Annotated in this window: 22 protein-coding genes, 1 tRNA gene and 1 pseudogene; 10 read left to right on the forward strand and 14 right to left on the reverse strand. The window is 71.8% G+C overall.

All coding sequences use genetic code 11. The annotated features are described in order from the left end of the window. Positions 1-1,134, reverse strand: a complete 1,134-nt coding sequence (locus tag ABZ272_RS27500) for a glutamate--cysteine ligase (RefSeq protein ID WP_355052822.1) — start codon at positions 1,132-1,134, stop codon at positions 1-3. A gap of 170 nt (positions 1,135-1,304) precedes the next feature. On the opposite strand from ABZ272_RS27500, the gene ABZ272_RS27505 reads away from it, so the two are divergent. Both ABZ272_RS27505 and yidC read left to right on the forward strand, forming a co-directional pair. Beyond that, complete coding sequence (locus ABZ272_RS27505) at positions 1,305-1,598, forward strand: DUF6412 domain-containing protein (protein ID WP_355052823.1); 294 nt, start codon at positions 1,305-1,307, stop codon at positions 1,596-1,598. Between the two features lie 96 nt (positions 1,599-1,694). Then, positions 1,695-2,453: a membrane protein insertase YidC gene (gene yidC, locus ABZ272_RS27510; RefSeq protein ID WP_355052824.1), complete on the forward strand. Its 759-nt coding sequence runs from the start codon at positions 1,695-1,697 to the stop codon at positions 2,451-2,453. A gap of 18 nt (positions 2,454-2,471) precedes the next feature. Here yidC and ABZ272_RS27515 read toward each other — a convergent pair whose 3' ends face one another. Both ABZ272_RS27515 and ABZ272_RS27520 read right to left on the reverse strand, forming a co-directional pair. Next, complete coding sequence (locus tag ABZ272_RS27515; protein ID WP_355052825.1) at positions 2,472-3,143, reverse strand: DedA family protein; 672 nt, start codon at positions 3,141-3,143, stop codon at positions 2,472-2,474. Positions 3,144-3,237: 94 nt separating this feature from the next. Beyond that, the gene (locus ABZ272_RS27520; RefSeq protein WP_355052826.1) at positions 3,238-3,852 is read right to left on the reverse strand and encodes a DUF1349 domain-containing protein; all 615 of its coding nucleotides are present in this window, start codon (positions 3,850-3,852) and stop codon (positions 3,238-3,240) included. A gap of 71 nt (positions 3,853-3,923) precedes the next feature. On the opposite strand from ABZ272_RS27520, the gene ABZ272_RS27525 reads away from it, so the two are divergent. Together ABZ272_RS27525 and fabG are read left to right on the forward strand one after the other, a co-directional pair. Further along, positions 3,924-5,576 carry an alpha-amylase family protein gene (locus tag ABZ272_RS27525; RefSeq protein ID WP_355052827.1) on the forward strand — a complete coding sequence of 551 codons (1,653 nt, stop codon included), beginning with the start codon at positions 3,924-3,926 and terminating at the stop codon, positions 5,574-5,576. Between the two features lie 43 nt (positions 5,577-5,619). After that, positions 5,620-6,378, forward strand: a complete 759-nt coding sequence (gene fabG, locus ABZ272_RS27530; RefSeq protein ID WP_355052828.1) for a 3-oxoacyl-ACP reductase FabG — start codon at positions 5,620-5,622, stop codon at positions 6,376-6,378. Positions 6,379-6,409: 31 nt separating this feature from the next. On the opposite strand, the gene ABZ272_RS27535 is transcribed toward fabG, so the two are convergent. Then, positions 6,410-6,826, reverse strand: coding sequence for a hypothetical protein (locus ABZ272_RS27535; RefSeq protein WP_355052829.1), 417 nt, complete (start codon positions 6,824-6,826; stop codon positions 6,410-6,412). Beyond that, positions 6,819-7,246: pseudogene (locus ABZ272_RS27540) on the reverse strand (hypothetical protein). Before ABZ272_RS27540 ends, ABZ272_RS27535 begins: the two are co-directional and overlap by 8 nt. A gap of 380 nt (positions 7,247-7,626) precedes the next feature. On the opposite strand from ABZ272_RS27540, the gene ABZ272_RS27545 reads away from it, so the two are divergent. After that, a complete protein-coding gene (locus ABZ272_RS27545; RefSeq protein WP_355052880.1) occupies positions 7,627-8,529 on the forward strand; it encodes a Gfo/Idh/MocA family oxidoreductase in 903 nt (300 codons plus the stop codon). A gap of 65 nt (positions 8,530-8,594) precedes the next feature. On the opposite strand, the gene ABZ272_RS27550 is transcribed toward ABZ272_RS27545, so the two are convergent. After that, a complete protein-coding gene (locus ABZ272_RS27550) occupies positions 8,595-8,786 on the reverse strand; it encodes a DUF2795 domain-containing protein (protein ID WP_355052830.1) in 192 nt (63 codons plus the stop codon). Between the two features lie 100 nt (positions 8,787-8,886). Here ABZ272_RS27550 and ABZ272_RS27555 point away from each other — a divergent pair, with 100 nt between their 5' ends. Next, positions 8,887-10,143 carry an erythromycin esterase family protein gene (locus tag ABZ272_RS27555; RefSeq protein WP_355052831.1) on the forward strand — a complete coding sequence of 419 codons (1,257 nt, stop codon included), beginning with the start codon at positions 8,887-8,889 and terminating at the stop codon, positions 10,141-10,143. Between the two features lie 96 nt (positions 10,144-10,239). Here the strand turns inward: ABZ272_RS27555 and ABZ272_RS27560 are convergent, their stop codons facing one another. The 3 genes from ABZ272_RS27560 to ABZ272_RS27570 form a co-directional block, all read right to left on the reverse strand. Next, positions 10,240-12,444: an MMPL family transporter gene (locus ABZ272_RS27560; protein ID WP_355052832.1), complete on the reverse strand. Its 2,205-nt coding sequence runs from the start codon at positions 12,442-12,444 to the stop codon at positions 10,240-10,242. A 29-nt stretch (positions 12,445-12,473) separates the two neighbouring features. Further along, complete coding sequence (locus ABZ272_RS27565; RefSeq protein WP_355052833.1) at positions 12,474-13,031, reverse strand: helix-turn-helix domain-containing protein; 558 nt, start codon at positions 13,029-13,031, stop codon at positions 12,474-12,476. 100 nt (positions 13,032-13,131) lie between these two features. After that, on the reverse strand, positions 13,132-13,518 hold the full coding sequence (locus tag ABZ272_RS27570; RefSeq protein ID WP_355052881.1) for a helix-turn-helix domain-containing protein: 387 nt from the start codon (positions 13,516-13,518) through the stop codon (positions 13,132-13,134). A 122-nt stretch (positions 13,519-13,640) separates the two neighbouring features. Between ABZ272_RS27570 and ABZ272_RS27575 the strand changes: the two genes are divergently transcribed. The 4 genes from ABZ272_RS27575 (at position 13,641) to ABZ272_RS27590 (ending at position 19,063) form a co-directional block, all read left to right on the forward strand. Then, complete coding sequence (locus ABZ272_RS27575; protein ID WP_355052834.1) at positions 13,641-15,137, forward strand: MFS transporter; 1,497 nt, start codon at positions 13,641-13,643, stop codon at positions 15,135-15,137. Beyond that, complete coding sequence (locus ABZ272_RS27580) at positions 15,134-16,093, forward strand: ATP-dependent DNA ligase (protein WP_355052835.1); 960 nt, start codon at positions 15,134-15,136, stop codon at positions 16,091-16,093. The genes ABZ272_RS27575 and ABZ272_RS27580 overlap by 4 nt, the downstream gene beginning before the upstream one ends. A gap of 103 nt (positions 16,094-16,196) precedes the next feature. Further along, positions 16,197-16,646 carry a helix-turn-helix transcriptional regulator gene (locus ABZ272_RS27585; RefSeq protein WP_355052836.1) on the forward strand — a complete coding sequence of 150 codons (450 nt, stop codon included), beginning with the start codon at positions 16,197-16,199 and terminating at the stop codon, positions 16,644-16,646. A gap of 35 nt (positions 16,647-16,681) precedes the next feature. Then, on the forward strand, positions 16,682-19,063 hold the full coding sequence (locus ABZ272_RS27590; protein WP_355052837.1) for an excinuclease ABC subunit UvrA: 2,382 nt from the start codon (positions 16,682-16,684) through the stop codon (positions 19,061-19,063). A 514-nt stretch (positions 19,064-19,577) separates the two neighbouring features. Here the strand turns inward: ABZ272_RS27590 and ABZ272_RS27595 are convergent. From ABZ272_RS27595 to ABZ272_RS27615, 5 genes are all read right to left on the reverse strand, one after another. Then, a tRNA-Arg gene (locus ABZ272_RS27595) sits at positions 19,578-19,649 on the reverse strand. Between the two features lie 92 nt (positions 19,650-19,741). Further along, entirely contained in the window at positions 19,742-20,434 is a 693-nt protein-coding gene (locus ABZ272_RS27600) for a winged helix-turn-helix domain-containing protein (protein ID WP_355052838.1), read from the reverse strand. A gap of 31 nt (positions 20,435-20,465) precedes the next feature. Further along, positions 20,466-20,789 carry a hypothetical protein gene (locus tag ABZ272_RS27605; RefSeq protein ID WP_355052839.1) on the reverse strand — a complete coding sequence of 108 codons (324 nt, stop codon included), beginning with the start codon at positions 20,787-20,789 and terminating at the stop codon, positions 20,466-20,468. A gap of 300 nt (positions 20,790-21,089) precedes the next feature. After that, complete coding sequence (locus tag ABZ272_RS27610; protein WP_355052840.1) at positions 21,090-21,758, reverse strand: DUF305 domain-containing protein; 669 nt, start codon at positions 21,756-21,758, stop codon at positions 21,090-21,092. Between the two features lie 8 nt (positions 21,759-21,766). Continuing rightward, a complete protein-coding gene (locus ABZ272_RS27615; protein ID WP_355052841.1) occupies positions 21,767-22,567 on the reverse strand; it encodes a DUF3105 domain-containing protein in 801 nt (266 codons plus the stop codon). Between the last annotated feature and the right edge of the window lie 87 nt (positions 22,568-22,654).

Consider the following 22,654-nt stretch of genomic DNA (forward strand, 5'->3'; position numbering starts at 1 on the left):
TCAGCCGCGGGTCTGTCGCGCCACGTCCTGCACGACGTCGACGAGCCGTCCGGTACGGGCGTACACGGCCCGCTGCCGGGCCGCGCCGGTGCCATGGCGGCGCAGCCCACCCAGCAGGTCGGACACCTCGGCCCAGTCGCCGTGCCGCTCCAACGCCGGCCGCAGCCGTTCCACGAACTCGTCCAGCAACTCCCACGCGGGACGCAACTCGCCGGTGGTGACGTCGACGCCCTCGCCTTCCAGGCCGTCGTGGGCGGCCCGCCAGTGCGCGCCGACCAGCAGGTGGTGGTCGGTCCGCAGCGCGGGCCGGCCGGCCTCGACGTCGTCCATGGCGGTGGCCACGAGCGCGCGGACCAGCGCGGCGACCAGCACCGCGTCGTCCACGGTCGGGCAGACGTCGCCGATCCGCAGCTCGACGGTCGGGTACTTCGCCGACAGCCGGGCGTACCAGTAGAGCATCCCCTCGTCCAGCATCACCCCGCTGGAGATCAACTGGCGGATCAGCCGCTGGTAGTGCTCGTGCGACTCCAGGAAGGGCGTGGGCGCGACCGACGGCCAGCGCTCCCACTCCACCGACCGCCAGCTCGCGTAGCCGGTGTCCTCGCCACGGGAGAACGGCGAGTTGGTGGTGACGGCGTGCAGCGTCGGCAGCCACGGCCGGACGTGGTTGAGCACCTGCACGCCGGTCTCCGGATCGGGGACGCCCACGTGCACGTGCATGCCGTTGTTGCCGGGACCGGGTACGAGCAGCCGGAACCGCTCGATCATCCGGTCGAAGCGGGGCTTGTCCACGACCGGCGGCACCGGGCCGTCCACCGGGCCGGTGCCGATGGCCAGCAGCCGTACGCCGGCCCGCTCGGCCGCGTCGGCAAGGGCCTTACGGAGTACGCCGAGGGAGTGCCGGATCGAGGACAGCTCCAGCCCGGGCGGCGAGCCGATCTCGATCTGGCTGGTCTGGAACTCGCGCTCGACCTGACCGCGTAGCTCCGCCGGGACCTGCTCCAGCACGAGGTCGACGGCGGGCACCGCGGCGCCGGTGTGTGGGTCGACGAGCAGGAACTCCTCCTCGACGCCAACGGTGAGCACATCGGTCCCCGCAGTCGTCCCGTGCGCCTCCGCCACCTGCCCCGTCATCGCGCACCACCGTCCGTTCTGCCGCCCGCGGTCCGTCCGCGCCGGTCGGACGAGGGTTACCCACGGTGGTAACGCCCGGAAACGTGGTGACGGCACGGCGTCTCCGGCGTGTCGGCCGGACCGTCGGTGATCCGCCCGGGGGGCGTGACACCGGGTCCTATGCTGAGCCCGTGCCGGTGCTGCTGGGATTCCTCTGGGCCGCGTGGATGTCCGCGTTCGCCCAGCTCGGCATGCTCGCCGATCGTCCGGCCGACCTGCTCGCCGGGGCCGCCCTGACCGCCCTGGTCCTCGTCGCCGCGCTGCTCGCCGCGCGCCCGCTCGGCCCGTCCCGCGCACCCGGTGTCGCGCGACGCTGGGCCGGGCTGCGGGCCCGGGCCCGCAGCCGGCGGACACCCCGCCAGATCGATCCGGACGCCGCCGGACGACCCCGCCCCCGCGCACCCGGACGCCCCCGCGCCGCGTAGCGACACCTCGCCGCGCGGCCGATCCCACCGTCATCGGTCCTACGTGCCGTCCAGGACGGCTCCAGGACCCACCGGAATCGGACCGAGGGGTTTCCCATGCTCGCCTTCGCACCACTCTCCACCGTCGTCGGCGTCGCCGGCAGCGCGTTGTCCTGGCTCACCGATCTGCTCGAACCGCTGGCCGACGGCACGGCGACCGTCGCCGCCATCGTGCTGCTCACCGTCGCCGTCCGGCTGCTGATCACACCGCTGACCGTCGCGCAGGTCCGCGGGGAGCGACGCCGCGCGGCGCTCGCCCCGCAGGTCCGCGAGCTACAGCAGCGGTACGTCGACGACCCGGCGACCCTCCAGCGCGAGGTGTTCGCGCTGTACCGCTCGGCCGGCGCGAATCCGGTCGCCGGCTGCCTGCCGCTGCTGATCCAGGCGCCGTTCCTGCTGGTCCTGTACCGGCTGTTCGCCACCGACGAGGGTGGCACGGGACTGCTCGACGAGCGGCTGGCCGGCGTACCGCTGGGTCATCACCTCAGCGACGGGTTGGCCGGCGCGGCCGGACCGCTCTTCGCCGGCCTGCTGGTCCTGCTGCTGGCGCTGGCCTGGTGGTCGTCACGCCGGGCGCGACGTGCGTCGGCCGCGGTCGGCACGGTGGCCGGCACGCCCACCGAGGGGCCGGGGGCGGCCACCCTCGGTCGGCTGCTGCCCCTGCTGCCGTTCACGACCGTGGTGGTGGCGCTGGTGCTGCCGCTCGCCGCGGTGATCTACCTGGTGACGACGACGGCATGGTCGGCGCTGGAGCAGGTGGTGCTGCGCCGGCCGCAGGCAGCGCCGGCGCCCGCCGTAGGGCATCAGGTGCCCTGATCGCGGCGAGGACGCGGATCAGCGACCGGCGGTCACCGACCGCCGGTCGTCGCGTTGCCGGCGACGGCGGATCTTGCGAGCCACCCAGCTGACCACCATGACGACGAAGACCGCGCCGATGGCGTAGTTGAACCAGTCGCTGTACCGCTCGACGTTCTGCCACCGGCTGCCCAGCGCGTAACCGGAACCGACGATGAGGGCGTTCCACACGCCGCTGCCGATCGTGGTGAGCAGGACGAACTGGCCCAGCGGCATCCGGTTCGCCCCGGCCGGGACGGAGACCAGGCTGCGGACCACCGGCACCACCCGGCCGATCAGTACCGCCCAACGACCGTGCCGCTCGAACCAGCGGTCGGCCCTCTCCAGGTCGTCGCGGTCCACCAGGGGGATGCGGTCCAGCCAGCGCTTGAGTCGTTCCTCGCCGAGCGCCGCGCCGAGCCAGTAGAGCACCAGCGCGCCGACCAGCGAGCCGACCGTCGCGGCGACAATGACGAGGACGACGTTGAACTGACCCTCGTGGGCCAGGAAACCCGCCATCGCCAGGACGATCTCGCTGGGGATCGGCGGGACGATGCTCTCCAACGCGACCAGCAGGGCCACGCCGACCGGACCCATCGCCTCGATGACGGACGCCACCCATCCGGTCAGGCCGGTGAACTCGGAGGGGTCACCAGTCTGGGCGTACGCCATTGGTCATCCTTCCGACGGGCCTACGGGGGGATCGGGTTGTGATACCCAATGATCGGCGCGGCACACCTGCGGGTGATCGGCGCCACGGACGGGTTCAGCCCTCCGGGTGCAGCGCGGTGTCGGCCGGGCCCTGTCGCCAGGCGGTGAAAGCCACCGTGAGGCCGCCGCGCGTCGGCGCGCAGCAGAACGGACCGGCCACCGCCTCGGCCTCCGGGTCCAGCGGGGCGAGTCGGACCAGCCGCCACGGCGCGTCGGCCACCCGCGCCCTTACGGTCAGCGCGTCACCGGCCCGACTGACCCGCACGGTCACCTCCTGACCCGCCCACCCCGGCACCGGGGCCACCGACCAGTCGGAGAACTCCCGGGTCACCACGGCACCGAGCTGCGACTCGCCGTCGCTCACCTCGACACCCGCCTTGACCCACGTCCGCTCGTCCACCCGGACCAGCACGCCGGCCTGGTCGAACTGCGCGGAGAAGTCGAGCCGGAAGCTCACCTCCATGGCCGCACCGACGGGTAGCGGCGCGAGCAGCGCCGGTCCGTTGTCGTGGACGAAGCCGTAGCTGGTCCGCCGCCAGAAGTCGGTCTCCGCCCCGGCTTCGACGAGCAGCTCACCGGCCGGACCGTGTTCGGCGCGCACCGGCGGGTGCAACCACCGGCCCCGGGACCAGTCCAACTCATCGCTCGGCGGTACGAGGTCGGTCTCCATGCCGGGCAGGGTACCGACCGTCGCCGTCCGTCAGGTTTGCCGTGGAGATCAACTGGAGAGATTTTCGCGGCATGGGTGACCGTTGGTACTCCGAAGCCGTCGTCTACTGCCTCGACATCGACACGTACGCCGACTCCGACGGCGACGGTGTGGGCGACATCCGTGGTCTGATCGGCCGGTTGGACTACCTGGCCCGGCTGGGCGTGACGTGCCTGTGGCTGCACCCGATCCACCCGTCGCCGAACCGCGACGACGGGTACGACGTCACCGACTTCTACAACGTGGACCCCCGCTTCGGCACCCTCGGTGACTTCGCCGAGTTGCTGCACCAGGCGCAGAACCGGGGTATCCGCGTGATCATCGACCTGGTGGTCAACCACACCTCGGACGAGCACCCCTGGTTCCAGTCCGCCCGTTCCTCGCCCGACTCGCCGTACCGGGACTGGTTCGTCTGGTCCGACACCGAGCCGGACGACCGCCACCAGGGCATGGTCTTCCCCGGGGAGCAGAAGGAGACGTGGAGCTACGACCGCACCGCGAAGGCGTGGTTCTACCACCGCTTCTACAAGTTCCAGCCGGACCTGAACTTCGCCAACCCGGAGGTCCGGGCCGAGGTCAAGAAGATCATGTCGTTCTGGCTCCAGCTCGGGGTCTCCGGCTTCCGGATGGACGCGGTGCCGTTCATCATCGAGCTGACCGAGCCGGGCAACCCGGACTCCCCGAAGGACTTCGAGTTCCTCACCGAGATGCGCCAGCACGTGCAGTGGCGGCGCGGGGACGCCGTCCTGCTCGCCGAGGCGAACGTCGAACCGGACCAGCTCCCGACGTTCTTCGGCGACGCCAGCGGCTCCGGCAACCGTATCCACATGCTCTTCGACTTCATGCTCAACGGCCGGCTCGTGCTCGCCCTCGCGCGGCAGGACCCGGAGTCGCTGATCGAGGCGTTGCGTGACACGCCGAAGCTCCCGGTTGGTGGGCAGTGGGCCACCTTCCTGCGCAACCACGACGAGATCGACCTGTCCCGGTTGACGACCGAACAGCGCAACCAGGTGTACGCCGAGTTCGGCCCGGACGAGAACATGCGCATCTACGACCGGGGCATCCGCCGTCGGCTCGCCCCGATGCTCGGCAACGACCGGCGGCGCATCGAGCTGGCGTACGCCCTGCAGTTCTCCCTGCGTGGCACTCCGGTGCTGCGCTACGGCGAGGAGATCGGGATGGGCGAGGACCTGTCGCTGCCCGGACGGGAGGCGATCCGTACGCCGATGCAGTGGTCGTACAAGCCGAATGCCGGCTTCTCCACGGCGGATGCGGAGAAGCTGGTCCGCCCGGTGATCGACAAGGGCGAGTTCGGCTACCAGAACGTCAACGTCACCGCCCAGCGTGGCGACCCGAAGTCGCTGCTCGCCTGGTTCGAGCGCATGATCCGTACCCTTCGGGAAGCCCCCGAGATCGGCTCCGGCTCGACCACGCACATCGACGTGGCCGTGCCAGCGGGGGTGCTGGCGCACCGGGCGGACGGGCCGACCGGCACGATGGTCTTCCTGCACAACCTGGGCACCGACGACGTCGAGGTGGACCTGAGCAGCCTCGAAGCGGAGGCTGACCTGCCGATCGACGTGCTCACCGACCGTGGCTACGGCGAGCTGGGCAAGCTCGGCGCGGTGAAGGTCTCCGGGTACGGATACCGGTGGATTCGCCTATGCCGGGGTCGGGGGTTCTGAGGCTAAGCTCCTCCGATCACCCCAAAGTTACCCGGAGGTAATCATGTCGGAGGAGCAGCGCGTCGCCATCGTCACCGGAGCCGCACGCGGTATCGGTGCCGCCACCGCCCGGCGGCTGGCCGCCGACGGAATGGCGGTGGCGGTCGTCGACATCGACGAGGCCGCCACCAAGGAGACGGTGGACGCCATCGCCGGCGCGGGCGGTCGTGCGCTCGGCGTGGGCGCCGACGTGTCCGACCGCGACCAGGTCGGGGCCGCCGTCGAGCGGGTCGCCGCCGAACTGGGCGCTCCCACCGTCCTGGTCAACAACGCCGGCGTGCTGCGCGACAACCTGCTGTTCAAGATGACCAACGCCGACTGGGACACGGTCATGGGCGTACACCTGCGCGGGGCGTTCCTGTTCAGCCAGGCCGCTCAGAAGCACATGGTCGACCGCAAGTGGGGGCGGATCGTCAACCTGTCCAGCACCTCCGCGCTGGGCAACCGGGGGCAGGCGAACTACGCCGCCGCCAAGGCGGGCCTCCAGGGCTTCACCAAGACGCTCGCCATCGAGCTGGGGCCGTTCGGGGTGACCGTCAACGCCGTCGCGCCCGGCTTCATCGTCACCGACATGACGGCGGCCACCGCCGCTCGTATGAAGGTCGACTTCGAGGACCTCCAGAAGCACGCCGCCGCCGAGATCCCGGTGCGCCGGCCGGGACGCCCGGAGGACGTCGCCCACACCATCTCGTTCCTGGCCAGCGAGGGCGCCGGCTTCGTCTCCGGCCAGGTCATCTACGTGGCCGGCGGCCCGCGGGCCTGACCCCGTCGCTTCCGTCCCGCGGCCCGGCCGGTCAGGCCGGGTCGCGGCGGGTGCGCCAGAGCCAGAAGAGGCCCAGCACCGGCAGGACGAGCGGGATGTAGCCGTACCCGCTACCGAACTGCGACCACACCGTCTCGTCGGGGAAGAGGGCCTTGTCGGCCAGGCTCAGGATGCCGACCGCGACGACACCGACCAGCTCCACCGAACAGCACACCAGCGCCACCCGTCGACCGGTGTGCCCGGCCCGGGCCAGACCCACCGCGGCCACGATGTAGATGAGCGCGGCCAGGGCGGAGAGCAGGTACGCCACCGGCGCCTCGTCGAACTTCGTGGCGATCTGTAGGCCCGCCCGGCTCGTCGCCGCGATGGCGAACAGCAGGTAGACCGCGATCAACAGACGGCCGGGGCCGGAGTTCGTGCGCTGCCGGGCCGGACGAGTCTCAACCACCGAGGACCTCCCAGGTCTGCTGCAACCGCACCACCACGACCGGCGTCACCAGGCAGACCGCGCAGACGATCGCCGACCCCCACCGGGTCGGTTCCATCCGGGCCAGCACCCAGGCCAGCGGTGGCAGGCAGACCAGCGTGACCAGGTAGCCGAAGAACGCCCCGGGCTCGCCCGGCCGGTCGCCGCCGCCGACCGCCACCAGGGCCAGCACCCCCAACGCGAGCAACACCAACTCGAGTACGGCCAGACCAGCGAACTGCACCCGGTCCGGCGGCCGGTGGCGTACCGCCGCGACCAGCGCCCACCCGGCGACGAGCAGCGACAGCACGATCGACACCGTCGCGAGGAACCCGTCCACCGGCGAGCCGGCCGCCGCGCTGGTCATCGGGCCCACCCGGTCGTCGCCTCGGTCACCGGCACAGCCTACTAACCGTCGTAGTAAGCAGCTCAGGCTCCCCGCCCGGCATGCTCCCCGCCCGGCACGCTCCCCGCCCGGCACGCCCTCGGCCGCCGCGCGAGCAGGGCACCTCCCACCGCACGTCCTTTGCTCTGCTTCACTCCAGGAAACACCCGGTGTCCGATTATCGGACGTCGGGTGTTTCCTGGGTTGAAGCAGAGCAAAGGACGTCACCCACCCCCGCGCCCCCCGCTCGGGAGGCCGCAGGAGGCGCGGGAGGCTGCGGGAGGCGCGGAGCACCAGATCCTCCGGTTGGCGACCCGCCATCGGCGTGGCCTGCGGGGCGACTAGCGTGGATCAGGTCCGTGGCGTCGCCACGGTGAGGGAGACGGCGGAGGTACACGTGCTGCGGTTCGGCTTGTTCGGCACCGGTCACTGGGCGATCGAGACGCACGGGAAGGCGCTGCACGCACACCCGGACGCGGAACTGGTCGGGGTGTGGGGGCGTAACCCGGAGCGGGCCTCCGCGCTGGCCGAGCGGTACGGCGTGCCCGCGTACGCCGACGTCGACGCCCTCATTGAGCAGTGCGAGGCCGTCGCCGTCGCGCTGCCGCCGGACGTGCAGGCCGACATCGCGGTCCGGGCCGCCAACGCCGGCCGGCATCTGCTGCTCGACAAGCCGTTGGCGCTCAGCGTGGACGACGCCGACCGGGTGGTCGCCGCCGCCGAGGCGTCTGGAGTGGCCTCCGTGGTGTTCTTCACCCAGCGGTTCCAGCCGAACGTCACCGCGTTCCTCGCGTCGACCGCCGCCGCCGGTGGCTGGCAGCACGGCCGCACCACGGCGTTCGCGTCGATCTTCCAGGACGGCAGCCCGTACGGCGGCTCGCTGTGGCGTCGCGAGCACGGCGCGCTCTGGGACATCGCCCCGCACGCGCTCTCGATCCTCCTGCCGGTGCTGGGGAGGGTGACCCAGGTGGCCGCGATGGACGGCCCGAGCGGGATGGTGCACCTGCTGCTCACCCACGAGGGCGGCGCGACCAGCAGCGCCTCGCTCTCCCTCGACGCGCCGACCGAGGCCATGGCCCGGGAGTTCGTGTTCTACGGCGAGAACGGCATCGAGACCGTGCCGCACGGCGAGAACGACGCCGCGACGGCGTTCGGCGTGGCGATCGACCAGCTCGTCGAGCAGGTCCAGTCCGGTGCCCGCGACCATCGCTGCGACGTCCGCTTCGGCCGTGAGGTGGTCACGATCATCGCCGCCGCCGAGTCGGCCCGCCAACAATCCCGCACGATCCCCCTCCCCTGAACCCGTCCCACCCTCCCCACCCTGACCCCCTCGGTCTGGGATCTGGGCGGCCGGAGGGGTGGGTGTTAGGTGGGGGTTGTTAGGGCGTCGGTTAGTTCTTCGGGGTTGTCGAACTGTTCGGGTGGTAGGGCCTGGAGCAGGTGCAGCATGGTCGTGTCGGCGCCGTTCTCCTGCGCCCAGCGGACGAGGTCCTCGCGGGAGACCGGGTAGTCGAGCCCGGCCAGGTACTCCTGCAACTGCACGCCTGACACGGTCATGTCGGTTGGCTACCCGCTCGTGTGAGGCGTACACGCTGACGGCGTGTCGGCTCGCGACGCGCCGACGGTTTGTCGGCGCGAGCGCCGGGTAGCCGCTGCCATGCTGGTTCAGCGGCTCGGCGCACCGAGCGACTTCGACCCGTTGCTGGAGCGCGTTCGGGACGCCCGGGTGGTGATGATCGGCGAGTCCACGCACGGCAGTTACGACTACTACCGGCTCCGTGAGCAGTTGACCCGTCGGCTGATCGCGGAGTGCGGCTTCTCGTTCGTGGCTGTGGAGGGCGACTGGCCGGACTGTGACCGGGTGCACCGCTCGGTCACCGCCGCGCCCGGCGGGGCCCTCGATCCGCAGAGCGCGCTGGAACGCTTCGAGCGGTGGCCGACCTGGATGTGGGCCAACGCCGAGGTGGCGCGCTTCTGCCGATGGCTGCGGGCGTGGAACCTGCAACGGCCGGAGGGTGAGCGGACCGGGTTCCACGGGCTCGACGTCTACAGCCTCTGGGAGTCGATGCAGGCGATCTTCGACTACCTGGGGGAGGAGGACCCGACCTCGCTGGAGGCGGCGCAGGACGCGTACCGGTGCTTCGAGCCGTACGGCAAGCGGGTCGAGGAGTACGGCGCGGCCAGCCGGTTCGTCTCCGCCCGGTGCGAGGAGGAGGTGGTCCGGCTGTTGGCGCGTACCCGGGAACAGGCCATGTCGGACGGCCCGGACCGCTTCTCGGCCTGGCAGAACGCGGAGGTGGTGGCCGGCGCGGAGCGCTACTACCGGGCGATGGTGGCCGGCGGTCCGGACTCGTGGAACATCCGCGACACCCACATGCAGGACACTCTGGACCGGCTGCTGGAGCGCTACGGCCCGGACGCCCGAGGGATCGTCTGGGCGCACAACACGCACGTGGGGGACGCGCGGGCCACCGACATGGCGGCGGACGGGATGGTCAACATTGGTCAGTTGGCCCGCGAACGGCACGGCGACGACGCGGTGGCGCTGATCGGGTTCGGCACCTACCGGGGCACGGTGATCGCCGCTCCGCGGTGGGGCTCGCCCTCGGAGGCGATGGTGGTGCCGCCGGCACGGGAGGGCTCGGTGGAGCGGCGGCTGCACGAGCTGATGCCCGAGCGGGCGGTGCTCGTCTTCGGCGGCGACGACCAGCCGGGTTGGGTCACCGAGCCGGCGGACCACCGGGCGATCGGAGTGGTCTACGACCCGTCGTTCGAGTCCTGGGGCAACTATGTGCCGACGCGCCTGGCCGCGCGCTACGACGCGTTGATCTGGTGCGACGAGACGACAGCCCTGCACCCGCTGGCGGTTCCCGCCGTCCCCGGCGAGATGGAGACGTACCCGGCCGGCGTGTGACCGGGCCCGCGCCGATCATGGAGTTGTGGTGCCGGACGAAGTGCCCAAGTCAGGGCGCGACGGGCACCACAACTCCATGATCGACCAGGCTGGGGGCTAGACCCTTGTGGGTTCCTGCGCCGTGAGGTGGTCGCGGAGGCCTTCGCCTTCGATGTCGACGTTGGGCAGGGCGCGGTTCAGCCAGCGGGGCAGCCACCAGGCGCGGTCACCGAGCAGGGACATCACGGCCGGGACGATGGTCATGCGGACCACGAAGGCGTCGATCGCCACGCCGATGGCGAGCGCGAAGCCCATCGACTTGATCACCGGGTCGTCGAGGAAGACGAAGCCCCCGAACACCGACATCATGATCAGCGCGGCGGCGGTGACCACCCGGGCGCCGTGCCCCATGCCGCTGATCGTGGCCGCCCGGGCGCTCTCGCCGTGTACGAAGTCCTCCCGCATCCGGGACACCAGGAACACCTCGTAGTCCATGGCGAGCCCGAACAGGATGCCGATGAGCAGGATCGGCAGGAAGCTGATCAGCGGGCCGGGCGTGTCCAGGCCGACCAGGTCGGCGAGGTGCCCCTGCTGGAACACCGCCACCGTGATGCCGAACGTGGCGGCGACGGTGAGCAGGAAGCCCAGCGCGGCCTTGACCGGCACCAGCAGCGAGCGGAACACCAGCATCAGCAGCAGGACCGACAGCCCGACCACCAGCAGCAGGTAGACCGGCAGCGCGTCGGAGAGCTTCTCGGAGACGTCGATGCCGATCGCGGTGACGCCGGTGAGCAGGACGTCCGCGCCGCGGATGCCGCTGACCGAGCCACGGATGTCGTGCACCAGCGTCTCGGTGGCCTCGTCGGTCGGGCCGGTCTTGGGCACCACGCCGAGCAGCGCCGTCCGGCCGTCCGGGCTGAGCTGCGGCGGCGCCACCGCGAGGACGTTCTCGGTACGTTGCAGCAGCGCGGTGACCTGCGGTACGGCGGCCGAGGTCGCCTGGGCGTCGTCGCCGGCCACGACCACCGCGAGTCGGCCCGTGAAGCCCGGGCCGAAGCCCTCGACGGTCAAATCGTTCGCCATCCGGGCGGGAGAGCCGACGGCGGCCGTCGCCGCGCCCGGCAACGCCAGCCGCATGTCGGGCGTGGGCAGCGCGAGCAGCCCCAGGCCGAGCAGCCCGACCAGGATGACGGGTACGCGGAAACGGGTGACGAACCGGGCCCAGCGGAAGCCGAACCGGGTGCGGTCCTCGGCCGGGGCCGGCCGGTCGAGGTCCGCGTCGGTGCCCGGCGTGCCCTCGTTGGCGAGCGCCCGCAGCCGGCGGGGGAGCACCCGGCGACCGGCGAAGCCGAGCAGCGCCGGCTGCAGGGTGATGGCGACGAGGACGGCGACGGTGACGGTGCCGGCGGCGGCGAGACCCATGACGGTGAGGAACGGGATGTCCACCACGGCCAGTCCGGCGAGCGCGATGACGACGGTGGCGCCCGCGAAGACCACGGCGGAGCCGGCGGTGCCGACGGCCCGGCCGACCGCCTCGTCCGGCGGCAGGCCGTCGAGCAGGTTCTGCCGGTGCCGGGAGGTGATGAACAGCGAGTAGTCGATGCCCACGGCGAGGCCGAGCATCAGCGCGAGGATCGGCGCGGTGCTGGTCAACTCGATGACGCCGCTCAGCGCGAACAGGCCGGCCATGCCGACGCCCACGCCGATCAGCGCGTTGAGCATGGTCATGCCGGCGGCCACCAGCGAGCCGAACGTGATGATCAGGACGATCGCGGCGACCAGGACGCCGAGCGCCTCGGTCGAGCCGATCTCCGGCTCCCCGCCCAGCACCTCACCGCCCGGTGCGACCTGCCAGCCCTTGGCCTTGGCGGCCGCGCCGACCTCCTCGTACGCGGTCTTCTGCGCGTCGGTCACCTCGTCCGCCCCGGTGGCGAACTGGACCTGCACCAGCGCGTACCGGCCGTTGGGTGAGACGGCGCCGACCTGGAGCGGGTTGACCGCGCCGACGACGCCGGGCAGCGTCCCGGCCTGCTGGACCAGCTCCTGCACCACGGCCTGGCCCTCCGGGGTGGCCAGTTGGCCGTCCCCGGGCGCCTTGAGAGTGATCGTGCCGGTGGCGCCGCTGGCTGCGGGGAACTGCTCGCTGAGCAGGTCCAGCGCGCGCTGGCTCTCGGTTCCGGGCATGGTGAAGTTGCTCGCCGTCGGGCCGCGCAGGGTCGCCGCGGCGAGGCCGGCACCGACGAGTACGACGAGCCAGAGCGCGACGACGAGCCGTCGCCGGCGCAACGCGCCCCGGCCGAGCCGGTAGAGCAGGGTGGCCATCAGGAGTCCTTGTCCTCGGTCGTGGGTGGTTAGGGCTGGGGTGTCCCGACGGGTTCGACGGCCCGCCGGGCGAGGGTGAGCAGGGCGGGGCGCAGCTCGTCGTCGGGGATGTCGACGAACTCGGCGCACGCCTCGGAGATGCCGGCCAGCAGCACCAGCGCGGCGATCCGGGCGCCGGGACGGTCGGAGTGGCCGGCCAGCGCGTCGCGCAGCCGTTCGGAGATCTGCTGGATGTGGGCGAAGGCCGGCTGGCACAGCAGCTCCGGGAACTCGCCGCGCAGGACGGCGATCTCCCGCCGGAACCGGACCGCGAGGTCGACGAAGCCGACCGCGGCGACGTCCTGGGCGGCCGCGCCGGTCAGGCCGCTGAGCTGGTCGTCGAGGTCGGTCAGCACCGTGATGGCCGGTGCCATCAGCTCGGCGAGCAGGGCTTCCTTGTTGGCGAAGTGGTAGAGCACGGTGGCCTTGGAGCAGCCGACCTCGCGGGCGATGTCCTGCAACGAGGTGCCCCGGTAGCCGGTCACCGCGAACCGTCGCGCCGCTGCCGCCAGGATCTCGCCGTGCGTCTCGGACACCGCTCTCGCCATCACCGGTCCACCTCCGTGAACCAGCATGCCTGACCGATCGGTCAGACCCTGACCGATCGGTCAGACGAACCGGGTGGCGTTCCCCACACCCGGTTTCCGTCTAGTCCGCGTGCTCCGCGTCGTACCTGGTCCGCGCCTCGGCGATCGCCCGGCGGTGCCGTTCGGCCCAACTCGTCAGGGCCACCAGCGACTCGTACAGCTCCAGCGCCATCGGGGTGGCCACGTACTCGACCTTGGGCGGCACGGTCGGATAGACCGTGCGGTGCAGCAGGCCGTCGCGTTCCAGGTTGCGCAGGGTCAGCGTGAGCATCCGGCGACTGATGCCCTCGATGTGCCGTTCCAGCTCGGTGAAGCGCACCGGTCCGTGCGAGGCCGCCACCAGGATGCCGATGCTCCACTTGCCGCCGACCCGGTCGAGCACCTCGCGGACCGTGCAGGCGCGCGCCTGCCCCGGAGTGAAGGGCACGTTCCCGGGTGAGCAGGTCAGCTCGGCCTCCACCAGGGCGGACACATCGCTGTTCCTCTGGGACACGACAGTGCCTCCTTCCGCTCCCGCTCATGGTCACAGACGATGGCGTCGGTAACAAACCGTGCACCAAGGAGGATTCCGTGGATCGAGCGACCCCGTCCCGCTGGCCGGCGCTGCTGGTGCTGTGCGCCGGCAGTCTCATGATCATTTTGGATGGCAGTGTCGTGTCGGTGGCTCTGCCCGCCGTGCAACGCGACCTGGGCTTCACCGCCGCCGGGCTGGCCTGGGTGGTCAACGCCTACCTGGTGGCGTTCGGCGGGCTGCTGCTGCTCGCCGGCCGCCTCGGTGACCTGCTCGGCCGACGCCGGGTATTCCTGGCCGGCGTCGTGCTGTTCACCGTGGCCTCGGTGGCCTGCGCGGCGGCCGGCAATCCAGCCCTGCTCGTCGGCGCGCGGTTCGGCCAGGGCGTCGGCGGCGCGCTGGCCATGGCGGTCAGCCTCGGCATGATCGTCCGGCTCTACCCCGAGCCGGCCGAGCGGGCCCGCGCCATCGCCGTCTACAGCTTCACCGGGGCGGCCGGCGCGTCCGTCGGCACGGTGGCCGGGGGAGTGCTGACCGAGCTGGCCGGCTGGCGCTCGATCTTCCTGGTGAACCTCCCGATCGGGGCGGCGATCCTGCTCGCCGCCGTCCGCCGGCTCCCCGCCGAACGGGGCGTCGGCCTGCGGGCCGGCCTCGACGTGCCGGGCGCCGTGCTCGCCACCGCCGGCCTGATGGCGGCCGTGCTGGGCATCGTGGGTACGGGTGAGCACGGCTGGACCAGCCCGCGAACCCTCGGCGCGGTGGCGCTCGCCGCGCTGCTGCTCGGCGGCTTCGCGGTCCGCCAGCGCGTGGCCTCCACCCCGCTGCTGCCGGCCCGGCTGCTGCGTGTGCCCGGCCTGCTCGCGGCGAACAGCGTGCAGTTCCTCATGGTGGCCGCGTTCTTCGGCTTCCAGTTCCTGCTCGCCGTGGAGCTGCAACTGGTGCTCGGGCTGGACGCGGCGGCGACCGGCTGGGCGTTCCTGCCCACCCCCGTGGTGATCGCGGTGGTGTCGCTCGGCCTGGCCGGCAGGCTGATCGCCCGTTGGGGCGCCCGAGCCGTGTTGGTGACCGGGCTCGGCCTGGCCGCCGTCGGTTTCCTGCTGCTGGCCCGGCTGTCCGCCGACGGGAGTTACGTCGGCGACGTACTCCCGGCGATGTTGATCTTCGGGGTGGCCGGCGGCCTGACCCTGCCGGCGGTCACCACGCTGGCCATGGCCGGCGCGACCGACGCCGACGCCGGGCTCGCCTCCGGTCTGGCCAACACGACCCAGCAGGTCGGCGGGGCGGTCGGCCTGGCGACGCTGGCGACCCTCGCGGCGGCCCGCAGCGACGGCCTGCGGGACGCCGGTCAGGCCGAGGTGGCCGCGCTGGCCGGCGGTTACCGGGTCGCGTACGCGGTGGCCGCCGCCCTGGTGCTCGCCGCGCTGCTGGTGGCGCTGGTCACCGGGCCGCGGTCGGCCGCCGGGCGGTCCGGCGACGGCGGGCCTCGCGATCATTCGGGGTCGAAGCGCCGCGTCCGGTTGACCGAGGACGTCGAGGCCGCGAGGGTGATCGGGTGAGTGAGGCTGACGAGACCCGCGACGGCGTGGCCCTGACCAACCTGGACCAGCCGCTGTCCGACCGTGACGACGCGACCAAGCGCGACCTCGTCGACTACCTCGACGCGGTCCGGGAGCCGATCATCGGGCAACTCCGGGACCGGCCGCTGTCGGTGATCCGGGTCCGCCCCGGCCAGCCGCCGTTCATGCAGAAGAACCTGCCCCGCTACACCCCGGACTGGGTACGTCGGACGGGGGTCTGGGCCGAGGCATCGCACCGGGAGATCTCGTACGCCCTCTGCGACGACCGGCGGACCCTGCTCTGGTTCGCCAACCAGCGGGCCGTCGAGTACCACCCGACCCTGGCCACGGTTGCCGACCTGCACCGACCGACCCACCTGGTGCTCGACCTGGACCCGCCCGAGGGCGACAGGTTCCGGGCGGCGGTCGACGCGGCCCTGCTCGTCCGCCAGGCGCTCGCCGACGCCGGCCTGGTCGGAGCGGTCAAGACCAGCGGCGCCAAGGGCGTACACGTCTTCGTCCCGGTCACGGGCGACGCCACCGCCGAGGAGCTGGCGGCCGCCACCAGGGCGCTCGCCGTCCGCGCCGAACGGCTCGACCCGGCGCTCGCCACCACGGCGTACATCCGCGAGGACCGGGGCGGGAAGGTGTTCGTGGACGCCACCCGCTCCGGCGGGGCGACGGTCGTCGCCGCGTACAGTCCGCGACTACGGCCCGGGATGCCAGTCTCCTTCCCGGTCGACTGGGCCGACCTGACCGAGGTGACCCCGGCGGACTTCACCATCCGGACGGTCCCGGCGCTGCTCGCCGGGACCGACCCGTGGCTCGCGTTGCTGCCGGAACCCCAGCAGATCCCCGCCGACCTGGTCACCGAGGGCCGCGCCATCCCGGTTGCCCGCGTCCAGGCCATGCACGAGGGCAAGCGCCGGGCCCGCGCCCGCCGCGAAACCACTTGAGGGTACGCCCCGACGACTGCCCCGCCCGCCGCCGCGCGGCTCGGGTCCGGCTCGGCCGTCCGGCGGGCCTTTCTTGTCGGGGTTCTGTGGCACGATTTTCCGGGTGACCAGCCGATCCACGGAGAGCCAGCGCCTCAGCGACCTCGCGCGGCTGCGTCGCGTCCGCGACCGCATCGACCGGGAGTACGCACAGCCGCTGGACGTCGAGGCGCTCGCCCGGGGCGTCCACATGTCGGCGGGCCACCTCAGCCGGGAGTTCCGGCTCGCCTACGGTGAGTCTCCGTACAGCTATCTCATGACCCGGCGCGTCGAGCGCGCGATGGCCCTGCTGCGTCGTGGCGACCTGAGCGTCACCGATGTATGTTTCGCGGTCGGCTGCTCGTCGCTCGGCACGTTCAGCACCCGCTTCACCGAGCTGGTCGGTATGCCCCCCAGCACCTACCGCCGGGAGGCGGCGCTGTCGACCGCCGGGCTGCCGTCCTGTACGGCGAAGCAGGTCACCAGACCCATCAGGAATCGAGAAGCGCAGGTCACGCGGCCACCTCTAGCGTGACCGGGGCCCCGCCCACCCGAGCAGATGGAGAGACGATGAGCAAGGCCACGGACTCGCCCGCGGCACACGTCGCCGACCGCCACGACCTGATCCGGGTGCAGGGCGCTCGCGTCAACAACCTCAAGGACGTCACGGTCGAGCTGCCGAAACGTCGCCTCACGGTGTTCACCGGTGTCTCCGGCTCGGGCAAGAGCTCGCTGGTGTTCGGCACCATCGCCGCCGAGTCGCAGCGGATGATCAACGAGACCTACAGCGCCTTCCTCCAGGGCTTCATGCCGACGCTGACCCGGCCCGAGGTCGACGTGCTGGCCGGGCTCACCACCGCGATCATCGTCGACCAGGAGCGGATGGGGGCCAACGCCCGCTCCACCGTCGGCACCGCCACCGACGCCAACGCGATGCTGCGCATCCTGTTCAGCCGGCTCGGGCAGCCGCACATCGGCTCGCCGAACGCCTTCTCCTTCAACGTCCCGTCGGTCCGGGCCAGTGGCGCGATCACCGTGGAACGCGGCGCGGGCAAGACGAAGACCGAGAAGGCGACCTTCAACCGCCTGGGCGGCATGTGCCCGCGCTGTGAGGGCATGGGCGCGGTCACCGACTTCGACCTCTCCGCGCTGTACGACGACAGCAAGTCGCTCAACGAGGGCGCGATCACGATCCCCGGCTACAGCATGGAGGGCTGGTACGGGCGGATCTTCCGGGGCTGCGGCTACTTCGACCCGGACAAGCCGATCAGCAAGTACACGAAGCGGGAGCTGCAGGACCTGCTCCACCGGGAACCGACGAAGATCAAGGTTGAGGGCATCAACCTGACGTACTCGGGCCTGATCCCGCAGATCCAGAAGTCGTTCCTCGCCAAGGACATCGACACGTTGCAGCCGCACATCCGTGCCTTCGTGGACCGGGCGGTCACGTTCACGACCTGCCCCGACTGCGACGGCACCCGGCTCAGCGCCGAGGCCCGCTCGTCGAAGATCGCCGGCAAGAACATCGCCGACGTCTGCGCCATGCAGATCAGCGACCTCGCGGCCTGGATCCGGGGCGTCCAGGACCCGTCGGTCGCGCCGCTGCTCAGCGGGTTGCAACATCTCCTCGACTCCTTCGAGGAGATTGGGCTGGGCTATCTGTCGCTCGACCGGCCGTCCGGCACGCTCTCCGGTGGCGAGGCACAGCGCACCAAGATGATCCGCCACCTCGGGTCGTCGCTCACCGACGTCACGTACGTCTTCGACGAACCGACGATCGGGCTGCACCCGCACGACATCGCCCGCATGAACGGCCTGCTGCTGCGCCTGCGCGACAAGGGCAACACCGTCCTCGTCGTGGAGCACAAGCCCGAGGCCATCGCCATCGCCGACCACGTCGTCGACCTCGGTCCGGGCGCCGGCACCGGCGGTGGTGAGGTGGTGTTCGAGGGCACCGTCGAAGGGCTGCGCGCCAGTGACACCCTGACCGGGCGGCACCTGGACGACCGGGCCGCGCTGAAGTCGTCGGTGCGTACACCGTCCGGCACGCTCGCCGTACGGGGCGCGAACACCCACAACCTGCGGGACGTCGACGTCGACATCCCGCTCGGCGTGCTCGTGGTGGTGACCGGCGTGGCCGGTTCGGGCAAGAGCTCGCTCATCCACGGCTCGGTGTCCAGCACCGACGGCGTGGTGTCGGTCGACCAGAGCGCGATCCGCGGCTCCCGGCGGAGCAACCCCGCGACGTACACGGGTCTGCTCGAACCGATCCGCAAGGCGTTCGCCAAGGCCAACGGTGTGAAGCCCGCGCTGTTCAGCGCCAACTCCGAGGGTGCCTGCCCCGGCTGTAACGGCGCCGGCGTCATCTACACCGACCTGGGGATGATGGCCGGCGTCGCCGCCACCTGCGAGGAGTGCGAGGGGCGGCGTTTCCAGGCGTCCGTACTGGAGTACCGGTTCGGCGGCCGCGACATCAGCGAGGTGCTCGCCATGTCGGTGACCGAGGCGGAGGCGTTCTTCGGCAGGGGCGAGGCGCGTACGCCGGCCGCGCACGCCATCCTCGACCGACTCGTCGACGTCGGGCTCGGCTACCTCAGCCTCGGCCAGCCGCTGACCACCCTGTCCGGCGGCGAGCGGCAGCGGCTCAAGCTGGCCACCCGGATGGCCGAGAAGGGCGGCATCTACGTCCTCGACGAGCCGACCACCGGCCTGCACCTCGCCGACGTGGAGCAACTGCTCGGCCTGCTGGACCGGCTCGTCGACTCCGGCACGTCGGTGATCGTCGTCGAGCACCACCAGGCCGTCATGGCGCACGCCGACTGGATCATCGACCTCGGCCCCGGCGCCGGCCACGACGGCGGCCAGATCGTCTTCGAGGGCACCCCGGCCGACCTGGTAGAGGCGCGCAGCACCCTAACCGGAGAACACCTGGCGGAGTACGTCAACGCCTAATCTCTCCCAGCCCAGCCCAGCCCAGCCCAGCCCAGCCCAGCCCAGCCCAGCCCAGCCCAGCCCAGCCCCGCGGCCCCGAACCCCTCGGCCCCGAACCCCTCGGCCCCCGCGATCTTGCACTTTCTGTGGCGACAAACGGCGTATCCCACCCAAAAAGACAACCGAAACTGCAAGATCGCGGAGTCGAGGGGTTCGAGCCTGGGGCGGGGCGGGGGCGGTTCGAGGCGAGCCGGCGGCGGGAGGTGGGTCCGGGCGGGCGCGGTTGGACGCGAGCCGGCGGCGGGGGTGTGGGTCCGGGGCCGGGGGCGGTTGGACGCGAGCCGGCCGGCGGGGTGTGGGTCCGGGGCGTGCACGGTTGGACGCGAGCCGGCGGCGGGGGCGTGGGTCCGGGGCGTGCACGGTTCGACGCGAGCCGGCGGCGGCGGAAGCGTGGGGTCCGGGGCTCGGCCCCGGGACAGAAATGACAAGCGCCCCAGGTCCGCGCTTCTCAGCGGACATGGAGCGCGAAAGCTTGTGCCCCCGGCAGGATTCGAACCTGCGCCCCCGCCTCCGGAGGGCGGTGCTCTATCCCCTGAGCTACGGGGGCTCAGCGACTGGAGAAGACTAGCAAACCTCCTCCGCGTACGCCGAATCGGTATCGGGCGGGCCGATCGTGTCGGCGACCGGCCCACCCGATACTCAGGCCGCGACCGCCCGTCCGCAACTGGGCAGCGGGTGCAGGACGATCCGCCGGGGCAGCCGACGCGGCCACTCGTTGCGGGGCCAGGACCCGTCCACGATCAGGTGCACGGTGCGCTGTTCCTCGCCACTGAGTCGCAGTACGAAGTCGCGGGGGAGCGGCGGGTCGACCGTCGGCGTCGTGATCATGAAGCGCACCCGGCCCCGGGACGACACGGCGGAGATCACGTCGGCGGCCGGCATCGTGCCGCGCAGCCGTACCCGCCCGATCCAGTAGACCTCGGCGAGGTGCTCCTGGGCTGTCCGCGTGATCGCCGGGTACTCGCTGCGGACCCACCGTTCGACCGCGCTGACGCAGAGCCCGCAGGCCCGCTCGCGCGGCTCGCGGGGACCCAACCCCCAGGCTCGCAGGTACGCCCCGACGGCGCCCACGTCCAGCGGAAGGTCGAACCGGCGCTGGATGAGCGTGGTGAGGCTCTGCCGCGTCCACAGCTCCTCGTCCAGGCCGAACTCGTCGGGGTGGACGCCCCGGAGTGTGTCGATCAGTTCGAGTTCCTGCTCGCGGCTGAGCATTCCCGGCTCGCCCTGCCGCTGTCCGCGACGGACGGCTGCCACCGCCCCGTCACCGCCGATGGTGTGGCGTCGGCACCAACTGGTGACCGAGCGCCGTGCGTCTCTGAGTGCAACCCCCACGTCTTGGGCAACGAGCCCGAATCACAACTGGTCACGATATGTGCGGAGAAAACTCTCTAAGCAACGTAATCGCCCGTCCAGCGCCAAACGCCCATAAATGACGAACCGTGAAATATGGGACATGGTGGCCTTCGGGTGGGCGCTGCGGCCGACGGGTGGGCGCTGCGGGCTCGGCAGGCAGCGCGGCTCGGCAGGCAGCGCGGATCGGCGTCGACGCGCCGCGGTGCTCAATCAGCTCGATCAGCAGCTCGTTCAGCTCGATCAGCTCGACGGGCCGGACGTGATCCGTCGCCAGCTCGACGGGCTTGACGCGATCCGTCGCCAGCTCGCCGATTTGGCGGTATCCGCACGCCACAACACCGCAACATCGCCGACCTCGTGTGGATCATGGGCACCCGACGGCGTGGGATGCCGTGATCGACTCGGCTTCTTGAAAGCCGGGGTGTCCCGGTCGCGCCGACAGCCCTCTTTGCAGGAACCCGAGTCGATCATCGAGCCCGCGCCCGCCGCCCCCGCCCCGCGCCGCCGCCACGGCCGCCGCGCCCGCCCCGCGCGCCTCACCCGTCCTGGCCGGGGTGGCGGCCGGATACGGGACGGGCCCGCGTCCCGCCTCGGTGCGGCGGTGACGCGGGCCCGGGTGCGCCCGTGGAGTGGATCAGCCCTTGGCCTGCGCCTGGAGCTGCCGGAGGTTGTTCAGCTCGGACTGCTGGGTGGACTTCATGGTCTCCGCCACGCGTACCACCTCGGCGTTGTCGGTCTCGGCGAGCGCCGCGTCGATCATGTGGATCCCGCCCAGGTGGTGGTTGTACATGAGGGTCAGGAACTGCCGGTCGACCTCGATGCCCTTGGCGTCGCGCAGGGCGGCCATCTGCTGCGGCGTGGCCATGCCCGGCATCAGCCCGTCCTTGACCGCCGCGCCGTCGGACATCCACGACATCGGCGGCTGCGAGCCGGTCGGGCTCAGCCCCCACTCGCGAAGCCAGGTCTGCATGGCGCCGATCTCACCCTGCTGGCCGGTGGCGATGTCGACGGCGATCTGGCGGACCTCGGGCAGCGTCGCCGACCGGTACGCGATCAGGCTCATCTCTACGGCCTGGGTGTGGTGGGTCGTCATGTCCCGGGCGAAACCCGCCTCGACCGAGGCGTCACCGGGGCGGGTGAGTCGGGGGGTGAGCAGACCGCCGGCGTACCCGAGCAACAGCCCCACCACCAGCAGGGCGGCCAACGCGAGCACCCCGTAGCGCCGTGCCGGCGCCCGACCGTCCTCGTCCGGGGCGGCCTGGGTCTCGTCGTACTCGCTGTCCGTGGTGGTGGGGGCTGTCATCGCGGTCCTTACTGGGTGGGCGGCTGCTGCTGGAGCTCACGCGGCGTGGTGCCGGTGGCGGTGACGCCCTGGTTGCAGAGCGCCGTGGGGCCCTCGACCGAGGCGTTCACCCGCAGGTCCTTGATGAAGTCGTCGATCCGCTTGTCGTCGGCGTTGTCGACCTTGAGCTGGTAGCCCCACGCCTGGAGCGAGATCGGCTTGTCCAGGCCCTCGTACGGGCTCATCAGCATCTTCTCGACGCCACGCACCTTGCCGGCGAGCTTGTCGACCTGGTCCTTGGGCAGGTCCGGGCGGTAGGTGATCCACACCGCGCCGTGCTCCAGGCTGTGTACGGCGTGCTCGCTGGCGATCGGAGCGTCGTACACGTCACCCATGCAGTTCTGCCAGGCGGCGTTGTGCACACCACCCACCGGCGGCGAGTACTTGTAGGTCAGCGGGCCGGCCTTGTGCGCCTCGTACTTGAGGCTTTCCGGGTCGGACTTGCGGATGTTGCTGATGCCGTCGATGGCGTTGGCCCGCTTGTCCCACGGCTTGGAGCCCTGGACCGCCGCCCAGGCGCCGTACCCGATGATGCCGGCGGCGAGCACGCCCACCGCGACGAAGAGCGCGATGGGACCCCACGCCCGGCCCTGGCTCACCTTGACCGGTGCGACCGGCTTGCGCGGGCCCTTGCCACCGGCCCGGGGGGAGCCCGTCGGCTTGCCGGAACCGGCCTTGGCGCCGGGCGCCGGCCGGCCCGCGGCCGGCTTCTTGCCGGTGCTGACCACGGTCGGGCGGCGCTCTGGGCCACCCGGGGTGCTGATGCTCATCGTGCCTCGTCAAGTCGGTCGGTCAGGGGAGATGGCGGGCCGGTTGACGCGCAGGGTAGCCGCCGAGTGCCCGAGTCTACCCCCGAT

Source organism: Micromonospora sp. NPDC005979 (assembly GCF_040614415.1).
Lineage (GTDB): Bacteria > Actinomycetota > Actinomycetes > Mycobacteriales > Micromonosporaceae > Micromonospora.

Bases quoted from the DNA above. Each gene is read 5' to 3' on its own strand.
- ABZ272_RS27555 (WP_355052831.1), top strand. From the start codon at position 8,887: ATGCTGGTTCAGCGGCTCGGCGCACCGAGCGACTTCGACCCGTTGCTG.
- ABZ272_RS27550 (WP_355052830.1), bottom strand. From the start codon at position 8,786: ATGACCGTGTCAGGCGTGCAGTTGCAGGAGTACCTGGCCGGGCTCGAC.
- ABZ272_RS27590 (WP_355052837.1), top strand. From the start codon at position 16,682: ATGAGCAAGGCCACGGACTCGCCCGCGGCACACGTCGCCGACCGCCAC.
- yidC (WP_355052824.1), top strand. From the start codon at position 1,695: ATGCTCGCCTTCGCACCACTCTCCACCGTCGTCGGCGTCGCCGGCAGC.
- ABZ272_RS27500 (WP_355052822.1), bottom strand. From the start codon at position 1,134: ATGACGGGGCAGGTGGCGGAGGCGCACGGGACGACTGCGGGGACCGAT.
- ABZ272_RS27565 (WP_355052833.1), bottom strand. From the start codon at position 13,031: ATGGCGAGAGCGGTGTCCGAGACGCACGGCGAGATCCTGGCGGCAGCG.
- fabG (WP_355052828.1), top strand. From the start codon at position 5,620: ATGTCGGAGGAGCAGCGCGTCGCCATCGTCACCGGAGCCGCACGCGGT.
- ABZ272_RS27615 (WP_355052841.1), bottom strand. From the start codon at position 22,567: ATGAGCATCAGCACCCCGGGTGGCCCAGAGCGCCGCCCGACCGTGGTC.
- ABZ272_RS27520 (WP_355052826.1), bottom strand. From the start codon at position 3,852: ATGGAGACCGACCTCGTACCGCCGAGCGATGAGTTGGACTGGTCCCGG.
- ABZ272_RS27515 (WP_355052825.1), bottom strand. From the start codon at position 3,143: ATGGCGTACGCCCAGACTGGTGACCCCTCCGAGTTCACCGGCCTGACC.
- ABZ272_RS27525 (WP_355052827.1), top strand. From the start codon at position 3,924: ATGGGTGACCGTTGGTACTCCGAAGCCGTCGTCTACTGCCTCGACATC.
- ABZ272_RS27610 (WP_355052840.1), bottom strand. From the start codon at position 21,758: ATGACAGCCCCCACCACCACGGACAGCGAGTACGACGAGACCCAGGCC.
- ABZ272_RS27560 (WP_355052832.1), bottom strand. From the start codon at position 12,444: ATGGCCACCCTGCTCTACCGGCTCGGCCGGGGCGCGTTGCGCCGGCGA.